Source organism: Ferdinandcohnia salidurans (assembly GCF_042680725.1).
GTDB classification, from domain to species: Bacteria; Bacillota; Bacilli; order Bacillales; family Bacillaceae_L; genus Ferdinandcohnia; species Ferdinandcohnia salidurans.
The window spans coordinates 416,587-430,894 of the sequence record NZ_JBHUEK010000025.1; the positions used below are offsets into that span (position 1 = coordinate 416,587).

Genomic DNA, 14,308 nt, shown 5'->3' on the forward strand with positions numbered 1-14,308 from the left:
GGACGAGGGTCCTCGTGTCCCATTATCTGCCTAGATAGCCTCCGTCGACTGCTATTGTAAATCCGTGAAGATAGTCGGATGCATCTGAGGCTAAGAAAATAGCAGCTCCTTGTAGATCTTCACCAGTACCCCAACGTCCTGCTGGAATTCGAGCTAAGATTTCTTTATTGCGTGTTTCGTCCGCAATTAATGCTGAATTCATTTCAGTTGCCATATAGCCTGGAGCGATACAGTTCACATTCACACGATGCTTTGCCCACTCATTGGCCAATGCTTTTGAAAATTGCATGACCGCGCCCTTACTTGCTGCGTAGGCAGGTACCGTAAAGCCGCCAAAGTACGAAAGCATGGATGCTAAATTTATAATCTTACCTTTACCTTGTTCAATCATATGCTTGCCAACCTTTTGACAAAGGAAAAAGACAGCATTTGCGTTAACATCCATAACGAGATCCCAATCTTCTTTTGGAAATTCAACTGAAGGATGTCTTCGTTGAACTCCCGCATTATTGACTAAAATATCAATTTTGCCCATTTCCCCGATGATTTGCTCAACTAACCCATCAAGCCCATCAACATCACCAAGATCGTATGAAATTCCGACTGCCTTCACACCTTGGCTGCGGATTTCTTCAAGAGCCTCATCTTTTATCGTACGCGCCACAACAACGACATCTGCCCCTGCACTTGCTAACCCGATGGCAATGTCTTTACCAAGACCACGCGTACCACCTGTGACAACAGCTACTTTTCCGGTTAAATCAAATAATTTATTCATTTTCCTCACCTCATTCGAAATGATACATGACCTTAACAGCATCAGAAGGAGTTGTTAACAGCTCAAATCCCTTTTGTGCTTCTTCAGGTGGGAGGACATGTGTAATGATTTTTTCAAAGTTTGGTTCTTTCGCTACTAATTCAGCTGCGATTTCAAAATCTTTATGTGTATAAACGCGAACAAATCGAATCGAAAGTTCTTTGAACATTCCTTGCTGCAATTGAAGAGCAGCAGGATTTTTATAGGAAGCAACGATTACAACTGTGCCCCTTACTTTTACAACTTCAGTCACTTGAGTTGCTACTGCCGGGTGACCTGCACAATCAAAGACAAAGTCAAAGCCACTGCCGTTTGTTTCAGCTAATACAACTTCCTTTACATCTTGGGTGAGTGAATGAATCGCTGTAAAACCTAGTTCCTCGGCCTTTTTAATGCGGTCAGGATTTGTTTCAACGATCACAACTCTACGCGCACCAAGGTTTTTTAATGAAAGAGCCACACATAGACCTATTGTTCCAGCTCCATAAACGAGGGCTTCGTCTCCTGGTACAAATCCAACCTGTCTTACTGCGTGGACACCTACTGCAATTGGCTCCATGAGCGCACCAAGCTTAAGGGAAACACCTTCTGGTAGTGGAATAATTTTATCAATCGGAGCTTGAACATATTCCCCCATGCCTCCGTCACAATCAATACCAACCAATTGTAAGGTTTCACACACATGAGCCTGACCAGATTGACATGGTGGACATGTACCACAGCTAAGTAATGGATTCACTGTTACTGGGGTTCCTGGCTTTAGGGTCGGATGATCACTTACGATAGTCCCGGAAAATTCATGTCCCGGAATAAGGGGAGCAGCAGCACGTGGGTGCGTGCCGCCATATATAATTAAATCTGTACCGCAAATGCCAGCATGCGAGGCCTTAATTAGAGCCCAGCCTTCCTTTACTGCGGGCATTTCTCTTTCTTGGACGTTTACTGTTTGAGGTCCTTCATACACGATTGCCTTCAATTCTAGCACTCCTTTTTTCAGTCTTAACTTAGATGAATCTTATTTCTACAGATTAAAGTTTCATAGATTTACAAGCCAAACAAACTTGGAAGCCAGAGTGAAAGTTGTGGAATATATGTGACAAGCAATAAGGCTATGATCAATACTCCAAAGAAAGGTAGTAATGGCTTAATCACATTTTCAATTTTCAAATTGGCAACTTTCGCCCCAACGAATAAAACGTTTCCGACTGGTGGTGTAATGGTTCCAATACATAGGTTCATAACAATCATGATTCCAAAATGAACAGGGTCCATTCCAAAGTCCATTACAATCGGTAGAAAGATTGGTGTGAAAATAAGAACCGCAGGAGTTGGGTCCATAAACGTACCCACAATTAATAACACAATATTCATGATTAATAGAATGATAATAGGACTATCCGTTAAAGCTAATAAAGTATCCGCAATTAATCCTGGAATATTGGTAAAAGCCATAACCCATGACATGATGGATGAAACACCGATTAACAAAGTCACCATAGCAGTTGTTCTTGTTGATTCTAAAATAATTCTTGGTAGGTCTTTGATTTTAATTGCTCGATAAATGAATGATAATAACAGAGAATACACAACCGCAATCGCTGCCCCTTCAGTAGCAGTAAAAATCCCTCCGATAATCCCTCCGATTACAATAACAATCAGTAACAAGCTTGGAATCGCATCAAGAATTGTCTTAAGTGCTACTTTTAAAGAAACTCGCTCAGAGCTTCGGTATCCATGTTTTTTTGCTATAAAAAATGCAACAACCATACAAGAAAGTGCCCATAAAATACCAGGGATATATCCTCCCATGAACAAGGCTGCAATGGACGTACCTCCACTAACTAAGGAGAACACGATTAATGTATTACTTGGGGGAATAAGCATTCCAGATGGAGCAGATGCAACGTTAACCGCCGCTGAAAACTCACGCTTGTATCCATCCTTTTCCATTTCTGGTGTTAAGGACGTACCTACCGCTGCAACAGCTGCAACAGCGGATCCACTAATAGAACCAAACATAGCGTTAGCTAATACGTTTGTCTGCGCAAGAGATCCAGGCATACGACCACTTAGAACCTTGGCACAGTTTACTAATCTTGTTGCAATTCCTCCATTATTCATGATCACCCCAGCAAGGACGAAGAAGGGGATGGCAAGTAGTGGGAAAGAATTAATTCCTGTAAAAAGACGTTGGGCTGAGGTTAGCATTCCGTTATCAAAGTCAACAATTAAAAACATTGCCAATACGGAAGGAATCCCAACTGCAATACTAATAGGTGCACCAATAAGTAATAGGATAACTAAACCTATCAACATAATCAGTGCCGCTTGAATAACGACCGGATCCATATTCGATCTCCTTCCTACAAAAGAAGTTATTGCTGCTGCTCTTCTAAAGTTTGCTTTTTCGCTAAAATTAAATAGATGCAATTAATAGCATAGAAAATGATAAAGGCACCACTTATTGGAATCCCCAAATATAAATAGCCCATCGGAAGCTTAAGACTTGGGTTAACTTGATTCCATGCTAGTTCAGCGGCATTGCCTCCACCTTTGACGAGAACAATCGCAGCAAATGCGATGATGACAAGCTGAATGAATAATTCAACACCCAGTCTAAGTGGTCTTGGAAATTTATCCTTGATAAAGTCCATCGCCATATGACCATTTTCCCCAAATAAAAATGCTGCTCCAAACAGTCCGAGCCACACAAAGCAGTACTTCGCAAGCTCTTCTGAAAAAGCACTCGGATCGTTAAAAATGAACCGAGTAATAACTTGCCAAGTAACGAGTACTACCATGGCCGCGAACAAAATAATGCAGATTACGCTTAATATTTTGTCTAATATACTTTTGATGAGTTTCATATAATCACTCCATTATTTATCCCGCATTAATAGGCATGATCCCCCATAATCGGTGACCTCAATTGAAGTCAATGAGTAAGGGGGAGCGACTGCCCGATTATGAAGAACAAAGACTAAGAACGCACATCATGTGGGCTCATCTAACATATAGGGAGATAAAGCAGCCCCCTACATGTAGTTTCACTTTATTGAGCTAATTCGCGTACCTTTTCATATAGATCTTTTTGGAAATCATTTGCTAATTTTTCTTCTAATAATGGTGCAACTGCGTCTTGGAAGATTGTAATATCAACATCGTTAAACTTAGCACCTTGCTCTTCTGCTGCTGCTTTTGCTTCTGCAACGAACTCAGCGAATAATTCGAATTCACGGTCGAATGCTGAAGTAAGACCTTCTTTTAATAGTTTTTGATGCTCTTCAGACATGCCTTTTAACACATCTGCATTAATCATTAGATAGTCAGGAACCATTAAGTGCTTTGTATAAGAATAATATGGTGCAATTTCAACATGCTTTAAGTTGTTATAGATTAACTCGTTGTTTTCCCCTGCTTCGATAACACCAGACTGAATAGCCGTATATACTTCACCTTGTCCCATTGGTGTACCAACGCCACCCATAAGCTTCATCATTTGGATATTTGTATCAGATTCCATAACACGAACCTTCATACCCGCTAAATCTTCAGGCGTATTAACTGGGTGCTCACTGTTATAGACGTTACGCACGCCACCGTGGAATCCACCTAGAACCGTTAAACCATTTCCTTCTAAAGAAGAGAATAACTCACCTGTTACATCAGGATTGTTCAGAACAGCCTGTTGGTGTTCAACAGAATCAAATACATACGGTAAGTTAAATACAACGAAATCTTGGTTTAAGTTTTCTAATAAACTTCCTGGTGTGATTGACATTGCAACTGTACCAGATTGAACTAACTCAAGAACTTCACGCTGAGCGCCTAGTAATTCGTTTGGATAGATTTCAATTTTATAAGCGCCATCTGTTTCTTCGTAAAACTTTTCACTGAATTCTTCCATCGCTTGAAATTGTGGATGATTTTCAGGTTGGTTAAAGCCTAGTTTTAAAACCTTTGTATCCTTTTTACCTTCGGAATCTCCCTTTGAAGCCGACTCAGAGCCGCCTCCTCCACATGCTGCCAAGAATGACATCATAAGGATTGCTACTGCAAGAATTGAAAATAATTTAAACCCCTTTTTCATTTTCCCTTCACTCCTATATATTTAAATTTATTTACTACCTACGGTTAGTTGGTTAACAGCGTAATGAACCTGCTCCCCATTTAAAAATCTGACTGTTTCCTCTGCAACCTTGCGTTTCAACTCAACTGCTGCTTCCTCTGAATACCAAGCCATATGTGGCGTAATCAGGAAGTTTTCATGTCTCATTAATGTAGCATCCGCGCTCATTGGCTCCGACTTTGCCACATCAATGGCCGCTCCAGCAATCCAGTTTTCTTCAAGGGCGCGATCTAAAGCATCCTCATCAATGATGCCGCCGCGGGAAACATTGACAATATAAGCAGAAGGCTTCATGAGTTGAAGCTCTTTTTCACTAATTAAATTTCTTGACGTGTCTAGGGCACAGTGGATGGAAACCACATCTGATTGTGTAAGCAATTCTTCAAGTGAAACAAACTCGACAAAGTCTGGATATGTTTCTTTTTCATGAATGTCATTCACAATCACCCTACAACCAAGTGCATGAACCTTATGAGCAAAAGCTGTACCAATCCGACCTAGGCCGATGATTCCTACAGTTTGTACGCTGTGGCGGTAGACCGGAATACTTTTTGAATAATCCCATGTACCCGATTTTACAAGCTGATTCATGAATGGAATTTTCCGTGTTAACGCTAACATTAAAGCCAATGCATGGTCCGCCACTTCATTCGTTCCGTAATCAGGCACATTACAAACCTGAACGCCATATTTTGTTGCCGCTTTCAAGTCGACGTTATCAACACCAACTCCGTAGCGCACGACAAACCTCAAATCTGGTAAACTAGCAAACACTTTTTCTGTAATCGGTGCATATTGATTAATGAATGCTACTGCACCCTGGCACTGGTTAATCACATCATCCTCCGTCTTACACTGAAGCAATTCAAATGAATAACCTGCCTTCGAAAATACCGTTTGCTCTGCATCAAAATTATCATGATCACAATCTGTAATAATCACTTTTCTTTCAGTCATGTTGTCTACTACACCTCCGCAATTTTCATCACAAATCAACCGCAAGCGCTGTCAATTGAGTGAATTCTCCACACTACATGTCTGCTGAAAAAGGTAAAAGTCTTATAGACTCTTAACCTTTTCCCAAACAGAATCGTCTGCATGAATGCCTTCTGTCTTACTTCTTTCACGAGCTGCTGCTTGACCTTCACCAGGATAACGTACTGTCGCACCTTCTTGTATTGGTGTACTATTCTTTAGTTGGTCTACGGTGCCCTGGATAATCGATTCCATTTGTTCCTCTGTAATAAAGCGCTTTGGATCAAATGCCATGAAGATTTGCGAACACCCTGTACAGCTTCCTTGATTAATTTCATCCATCATAGCGGTCGTGTTACCGTTCGCAAGAACAGATCCAAATAAATCTAGTAAAATCGCAAAGCTTGAGCCTTTCCAGTAACCCATAGGCATAATTCTTCCAGAGTCCTCAACCTTACCTGGGTCTGTTGTCACATTACCTTCAGAATCAAATCCACCTGCAAATGGTAACTGTTTTTCAGCAAGGCGTGTTACTTGGATTTTACCCCAAGAAAATTGGCTTGCAGCCATATCTAGTAGAAATGGACCTTCTTCTCTAGGAATACCCATACAGATTGGATTGTTTCCGATGTTTTGATTCGCAGATCCCCATGCTGGCATACAAGATTCTGTATTCGTCCAGCTAATTCCCATTAATCCTTCATTAATCATATCTAGAATATATGTACCACCGCGCATCCAGTGTGTTGTGTTACGTAAAGCCACAATTCCAACACCATTTTCTTTCGCTAATTCAATCGCGCGCTGTGAAGCTTTTTTCGCATTGATAATACCGATACCACGATGTCCATCATATTGTTCAACAACACCGAAGCTGTTCAGTAATTCAAGCTCAGCATCAAGATTGACCCAACCTTTTTTAACGTAATTCAGAAAACGAGGAACACGGTTCAAGCCATGAGATTCAATTCCATCTCTACTGTTTTCCGTATGCACCTGTGAACAAAGCTCTGCTTGCTCTTCGCTAAGTCCATTTCGTAAAAATGCTTGTTTAACTTCATGCTTCATATCCTCAAAAGCAATATACATTTATATCCTCCTCTGTGTTTCCTGGCACCTAGAATCCGTTACGGACCCTTTTTTTGCAAGAAAATGGTCTTTTTTGTCAAGTAAGCCCTTTCATAGCAGTTAAAAAAATATAGTTTGCTTACTTAAGTGAATTTTGAAATACATGAGTACTTGTATACAAGTATGCTAACATAGCGATAGTAGAAATAGCAATCCCCTTTTTTAGAAAATTTTACATATTCGTTTTTTGCTAAAATTCACCTTAACAAAGTTTTAACCCACAAAAAAACAACCCATCAAATGGATTGTCATTGGTTGTTATTAATCGAACAAAAATTCATCATCTATATCAGGGCCATTGATAATTTCATCGTATTTCTCGAGTTCTTCCTGAAGGACTTTTTCGAGTTCTCTAAATTTTGTCGAGATGCTGCTTGGTGACACATCAAACTCTTCAGCAAGCTCTTCATGTGTAGAAAGACCCTCGTACGGATATATCATTTCGAGCATATAGACCAAAGCCGCCTCATAAATACCCGTTTTGATGATCCTTGGATTTTTGCGCTTGCAGTATTTATGCCATAGCGAAAGTCCAATTCCAACGATATCCTCGTCGTAATCGTACTCTTTCATCCGAATCTGAAACATTTCTGCGACTTCTTGCTGTTTTGGCGTCTGCCACTGGTAATCATCCGCAGTTATTCTCGCCTTTCCGAACATAAAAGTCATGAATACATCGATAAATTCATTCGACATAAATTCAACCGGACTCGTCTCACCGCTTTGTTTATAGAGTTCGAGAATCATAGTACGCATATCGCCCGCAAATTCCGTTGGCAATTCCAGAAATGTCGGGAAAAAGATTGAGTTCGCTCCTGCAGGCAGTAACATTCCGAACACAAAATAGCCTACTTCCACATCTGTCTCCGTCTCATAAATGCGCACTTGATGCTCATCTTCCGTAAAAATATCCCGAACCGTCATATACGTTCTCCGCTCATCAACTTCAGTTACCGTATAAGCAGAAGGTCTTGCTGCCTTCCATCTCTGTAAAAGGTCGCGTGTCCGCGGGCGGCTAAATTTTGGACCGTACGTGTCGACATACTCTTCTAAAATCGTTTTCCCATCAGCCGGAATCGAACTAATGATCCAAACGCGTGAAAAGAATGAAAATAACTCGTACACATCATCTGGTAGCTCATCAAAAATATCACCGTACTCATCCAAAACATCATCAAAAAACTCATCATACAAATGAATGGCGTACTGGAACATATCATGTTGGACATCGTTCAGTTCATTCTCAACGACTTGATCAATGGAAACTACCGCAGACCGTCCACAGCATCTTTTATACTTTTTCCCACTTCCGCACGTACATTGGTTATTCCGTCCCGCTACCTTCATGAAATTATTCACCCTTCTCTGATATCCTATGACACTATCATATCACATTTTTTGGATAATTCAGTGGGCGATGTAGCCTATTGGCGATAAATTCATGCTATTGGTAATATTTTAATTAAATCGGCGATAAAACTGCATTTTACCTTGCGATCAGCAGTTGTGAATGATGGTTTTTATTAAAATAAAGACAATCTAAAAACTGAAATGAAGGTTTACGGCTAATAATTAAAAATTACGGCCAATAAATGAAATTTTCGGCTGATAATCGAAAAATATGGCTGATAAAATGAGTTTATGGCCGATAGCACTTTCGCTTAAATTTTTGTGAGGTAAACGAACCGTCGATTTACTGTCACTAATCTCAAAATACTGCCACTATCCCAGAAATACTGTCACTGTTTGAAAATTACTGTCACTAGCCAGGATACGGATACTGCCACTAATCCAGATTTACTGCCGCTACTCTCAAAATACTGCCACTAGCCCAAATTCACTCCACTACCAAAAACCCGAATGCCCACGAAAGGCATTCGGGTCCTCATAAACTAAACCTGTATCTTCAACGTTTGTCCGATACTGAGTATATCGCTTGTTAGATTGTTGGTTGTTTTAATGTTGGCAACGGTAGTGTTATATCGCTTGGCGATACTGTACAGGGTTTCGCCGGATGCCACTGTGTGAACGACAACATTTGTTGGCACTTTTAATACTTGCCCGACGTAGATCATGTCCGATGTTAAGTTGTTAGCATTTTTAATGGCGGTCACGGTCGTGCCATTTTTAACAGCAATTCCTGACAGCGTATCGCCCGCTACTACTGTATAATTCACCGTATACACGGGTGCAGTTGTGCCAGTTTCAGGTGCCGTCATAGCAGGTGGTGTGACTACACTTGCCTCGTCCGTCGGAATCCGTAAGACTTGGCCCACAAAAAGCGAATCCGTCGTTAGGCCATTTGCTTCCCGCAATTCACTAACAGTCGTATCGTTTCGATTGGCGATTCCCCAGAGCGTATCGCCTGCCGATACGGTGTACGTTTTATAGTTTTGGGCTGGCCCCGTATATACTGGCGACACGACAGGAACCGTGTTTGGCAATGTCGTTGTGTAGCTGTTCCAGACATTTTTGTTTTCCTGGCCGAGACTCCAGTTGCCGACACCGCGAATGTTATATTTGCCGACAAGCTCAAGCTTCTTAGCTATCGACTCTTCATTTTCAAACCATATCGTATAGGTTCCCGGAGAAAGCTGAGAGCCATTTACATATGTCACGGGATCGTCCTCTTTAATCGTGACAATCGCTTTTGGTGTTTTGCTTACTTCGTCAAACACAACGGTCCCATTATAGCGGTCAATCATCGTCTGAACGTGCGTGTTCGAAATTCCGAAGCCTCCATAGCTTTGACCCTCAATCCAATAGCGTCCGAAATGTGCGATTCCAAGGACAACTTTATCTGGCGCAACATCTTGCGCGAGTGCATACTGGATTGATTTCTCAACCCACGAATAGCTTGCGACCGAGCCAGGGTCGCCTCCCTGATAGCTCTCATCGTACGCCATAATCATGAGATAATCCGCATACTTCGCAAGACTTGTGTAGTCATACGACCCATGCCAGCCTGCTGCCCAGCCATTTGGATTCGCTGCCACCGCAACCGACACTTCCTTTGTCGGCGGTATTTTTTCACGCAGCAACCTTACAAATTCCGTATAGTTTGCGCGGTCAGCATCGGTCACATTTTCAATATCAACATTGACCCCATCCAAGTTGTAGCGCGCGATCGCATCGGCAATTTGCCCGGCCGCAAGCTCCTTGTTTGCAAGCATCGCACGACCGACATCACGGTTCCAATGATTACTTAAAAATGGAACCACACGAATTCCTTGTCGGTGCATGGTTTCGATAAAATTAGGGTCGACCTGGTAAGTGAGCTTCAGCGTTCCATCTGTATTGATATCAAAATAGCTTGGCGACACAATGTTCACCGCATGCCCCGTCGAATTTACGGTATTCACATATTGCTTCGTATTTCCAAAATACATGTACCCAAGATTGACAACTTCACTCGCCGTTATTGGCAGGCGCAATGTTTGGTTCGACTGAATCGTGTCACTCGTCAAATTGTTCAGCGACATCAGTGCATCGACTGTTGTATTATAACGCTTCGCCACGGCATACAAGGAATCACCCTGCGTGACTGTGTACGAGCTTAATGAAACATTCGTCACCTCACTCGTATTTCCAGCGACATCGGTTTGAGTAACAGATGCCGATGCAACCTTGGAAGCATTGTCGACAAATACATCTGCGGAATAAAATCCATTCTCGTCCGCATTCACAATTCGCGTTACAAGCACATTTTTATCGGCATCAAAGAGGGAAACTTCCACCTTTGCATTTGCTTCAGCGGTTCCAATGACGGTATAAATGTACTGCAGGTTTTCGTAACGGAAGCCATTTTTCGTTGCGAGCGCATTTTCAACTACCGTATCCTTCACAATGGTTGTCGCTTCAGCGATACTTCTATTTCCAGCACGGTCAGTTTGTCGCGCTTCAAAGGTCAGCGTCCCATCCTTCAGCCCTGACAGGTTAAAACTGGCGCCGAAAGCTCCGTTTACAACCTGAACGGTCTGCCTCACCGTTGTCGTGCCATCACTCACAACCATCTCAACCGTTGCGCCTTCTTCAACGCTCGAGCCCGTAATTGTAAAATTGGACTGGTTCCCGCTGTTGACATAGGTAGGCTGATTCGTCACCACACCAGCCGGTGCTGATGTATCTTTTTCAAGGGTAAAGGTTTGCGCTTCACCAACGTTACCCGCGTTATCGGTCGCACGGAATGTAGCTGTGAGTTCGCCATCCCTGAGCGTACCCAAGGCAAAGATTTCCTCAAATCTGCCTTCGCCATCCGTTTCAACCGTTTTCGTAATCGCAGTGACACCGTCAGAAATTTCCACGACCACTGTAGCATGTGGCTCTACTACACCTCGAATTGGATACGTTAGAACATTGTCCGAAAAAATCGGCAGTGGAGTTTCCATTTGAATCGCGTTTGGCCCCACCGTATCCTTGATCAATGTCTTCGTTACTGCAGGACTCACATTCCCTGCTTGGTCCACCTGGGTCAATTCAAACGACAAATCCCCATCCAAAAATTTCGTTAGGTCAACTGGCACACGGTATTCCCCGTTTTCATTTGTGGTTGCAGTGACCGTTTTTTCCTGGCCATTTTCGTTAAAGATGCGAATTTGGAGGTCCGTATTTGCCTCAGCTTTTCCGAGCAACTCGTAGTTTGCCTGATTTTCTGTAGTGATGAAATGATCGTTGTGAAAAATCGGCGCAGTTGGCGCTTGCGTATCTTTTTCAACTGTACTATTGCTGACATTACTTGTAATACCCGCCGCGCTTGTTTGAAACGCGGAAATCGTTAGGCTCGTGTCTAGCAAGGCGCTCACATCAACTGCGATATTGTACTCACCGTTTTCGTTCGCGGTTGTCGATGTGATAATATCAGGATTCACCCCATCAGACACCGTGATATCAACAGTTGCCCCCGGCTGTGCCACACCAAAAATGTGATAGCTCGCTTCATTTTTACTATTCATCATCTCCGTATTGCTGATCACTGGTGGCGCAAGAGTCGTTTCCTTGATTAAGGTGGCTTGCTCGACCTCACTACGATTTCCGTGTTCATCGATTGCACTTGTCGTGATAAAAATTTCCCCGTCATTCAAGGCGCGAAGGTCAACATTTGTCCGAAACTCACCACTGTCATTCGCAACAGCCTCCACTGTCAGCTCAGGATTTACTCCGTCAGATAAAACAATTTGTACTGTCGAGCCCGGGTCGGCCATCCCTACCAACGTATAGCTATTGGCATTTTGCGTCGTAATCGTTTGCCTTGTATCAAGAACAGGCCCACCGACGAATGTGTCCTTTGTTACCGTAACCTGCTGCTGTTTCGAACTATTTTGAGCTTCATCAGTGGCGGTTGCAGTAAACGTAATCGTTCCATCATTTAGACCTGATAAATCGAGATTTGTCCGGAAATCACCATTCTCACCCGTGGTAATCCTCGCCTCCACGGCTGGGTTAACTCCATCTGTGGCGCGAATTGTAATGGTTGAATGTGGCTCCGCTGTTCCCGCGAATGTATAGCCGTTAACATTCTCACCAGTGATGTTCGCAAGCCCCTGAAAAACGGGCGCATCTATTGTGGTATCCTTTTTTACCGTAAGTTTTGTCATACCACTTTCATTACCAAATGAATCCACGGCTTTCGTGGTGATTGAAATTGGGCCATCGCGTAATTTACCAAGGTTGACTAATGCATTAAATTCTCCTTTTTCATTCGCCAGAACCTCCGTGGTAATCGGTGCATTTACACCATCAAAAAAGACGATCTTGACAAGTGATCCAGGCTCAGCCGTACCTCTTACAGGATAAGCGGTCATAGATTGGCTGTTGATGATTTGCGTATTAACCATCGTTGGCGCATCAATTTTTGTGTCTTTTTTAATGGTTTGGATTGCTTCTGTGCTCCTATTTCCCGCTTCGTCCGTTGCTGTTGCTGTGATTGTTAGCGAGCCATCAAGTAAGCCCGACAGATCAATTCCTGTCTTAAACGCACCATTTGCATCCGCTTTGACTTGAATGGTCTTAGGCTCGTTAACTTCGTCCGTTATTCGGATTGTTACCAACGCATCTGCCTCAGTCGTACCTGCCACGTTAAGATTCGACTGATTGGCTGTTGAAACCAATGGAAGCGGTGCGAGAGTTGGCACGATTGGCGCGATAGTGTCGGCAGGTGGTGGCGCGGGCTCTTCAGGCGGAGGCACCGGTACTACTGGCGCAGTCGCTCCTGGTATCGTCAACACCTGGCCGATTGATAAATTTGTTGAAGTTAAATTGTTTGCAGTCTGTATATCGCTTACCGATACGCCAAATCGTTGCGAAATCTTATATAAGGTATCGCCTGCCGAAACCGTATACGACGTAGTTGGAGCTGGACTTGTTGACGCAGGTTCTGGTTCAGTCGGTGTAGACACGGGTTCAGTCGGTGCAGGAGCCGTTTCCACAGGTTGCACTTGGCCCGTCGTCCCAGGAACCTTCAACACCTGTCCAATGTTAAGCACATTTGTCGTCAAATTATTAAGGGACTTCAACTGATCAACGGTCGTTCCAAATTTTACAGAAATTCCATATAACGTATCGCCCGCTATGACTGTATAAGTCGATGTTTCCGGCGTAGGTGCCGGTGTTGGTACGTTTTCTGGTGTTGCTGTCTCTTCCACTGGCGGTGGTGTTGTCGTACTTGCAGCTTGGAGTTGCGGAATTCTCAGTTTTTGGCCAATCATCAGCATGTCTGATTTTAGTTGGTTTGTACTTCGAATTTGGTCCACTGACGTGTTATATCGCTTTGCAATGTTATACAGTGTATCGCCTGAACTTACGGTATATGTAAAGAACGGCAGCCTCAGTTGTTGGCCGACAACTAACATATTCGATGTAAGCCCATTGACTTTTTTGATTGAATCGACCGATACATTGTAACGAGTCGCAATCGAGTACAGCGTATCACCTGCTTTTACTGTGTACATATCATAGACTGACTGCGTTTGACCACTAGTGGTTTGCGCCCCCACATTTGGTGCGGTTGCTCCTAAGTAAAAAGTGGTGATCAGCATCGAACCCGCTAACACCTTTGCCACCCTAACCGGCAGGTGCGGGAATTTTTCTTTTACAAGATGGCGAATTTGTGTGTTTAGGTCCTTTTTTTCCTGATGAAAATGGTTGCCAAACTCAGATGCAAACTCTGTCATATGAGACTCCACATAGACGACTAATGTATATTCATTATTATTTTTTTCAAGCTTATACCCTCGAATCTCCAAACGAAACACCTCATTATC

The 14,308-nt window shown here is 42.9% G+C and carries 9 protein-coding genes; all 9 read right to left on the reverse strand.

Annotated features, from left to right (window positions below; all coding sequences use genetic code 11):
- Positions 1-22: 22 nt before the first annotated feature.
- Positions 23-778 (reverse strand): SDR family oxidoreductase, encoded by a 756-nt coding sequence (locus ACFSFW_RS16395; RefSeq protein WP_388039861.1) that lies wholly within the window; start codon positions 776-778, stop codon positions 23-25.
- Positions 779-788: 10 nt separating this feature from the next.
- Positions 789-1,793, reverse strand: a complete 1,005-nt coding sequence (locus tag ACFSFW_RS16400) for a zinc-dependent alcohol dehydrogenase (protein WP_417398463.1) — start codon at positions 1,791-1,793, stop codon at positions 789-791.
- Positions 1,794-1,861: 68 nt separating this feature from the next.
- Positions 1,862-3,166 carry a TRAP transporter large permease gene (locus ACFSFW_RS16405; protein WP_388039864.1) on the reverse strand — a complete coding sequence of 435 codons (1,305 nt, stop codon included), beginning with the start codon at positions 3,164-3,166 and terminating at the stop codon, positions 1,862-1,864.
- 26 nt (positions 3,167-3,192) lie between these two features.
- Positions 3,193-3,684 carry a TRAP transporter small permease gene (locus ACFSFW_RS16410; protein WP_388039866.1) on the reverse strand — a complete coding sequence of 164 codons (492 nt, stop codon included), beginning with the start codon at positions 3,682-3,684 and terminating at the stop codon, positions 3,193-3,195.
- 185 nt (positions 3,685-3,869) lie between these two features.
- A complete protein-coding gene (locus tag ACFSFW_RS16415) occupies positions 3,870-4,907 on the reverse strand; it encodes a TRAP transporter substrate-binding protein (RefSeq protein WP_388039868.1) in 1,038 nt (345 codons plus the stop codon).
- 27 nt (positions 4,908-4,934) lie between these two features.
- Positions 4,935-5,903, reverse strand: coding sequence for a C-terminal binding protein (locus tag ACFSFW_RS16420; protein WP_388039870.1), 969 nt, complete (start codon positions 5,901-5,903; stop codon positions 4,935-4,937).
- A 102-nt stretch (positions 5,904-6,005) separates the two neighbouring features.
- Positions 6,006-7,010 (reverse strand): 3-dehydro-L-gulonate 2-dehydrogenase, encoded by a 1,005-nt coding sequence (gene yiaK, locus ACFSFW_RS16425; RefSeq protein ID WP_388039872.1) that lies wholly within the window; start codon positions 7,008-7,010, stop codon positions 6,006-6,008.
- 300 nt (positions 7,011-7,310) lie between these two features.
- The gene (locus ACFSFW_RS16430; protein ID WP_388039874.1) at positions 7,311-8,396 is read right to left on the reverse strand and encodes a YecA family protein; all 1,086 of its coding nucleotides are present in this window, start codon (positions 8,394-8,396) and stop codon (positions 7,311-7,313) included.
- Between the two features lie 545 nt (positions 8,397-8,941).
- Entirely contained in the window at positions 8,942-14,290 is a 5,349-nt protein-coding gene (locus tag ACFSFW_RS16435; RefSeq protein WP_388039876.1) for a LysM peptidoglycan-binding domain-containing protein, read from the reverse strand.
- Positions 14,291-14,308: the final 18 nt, after the last annotated feature.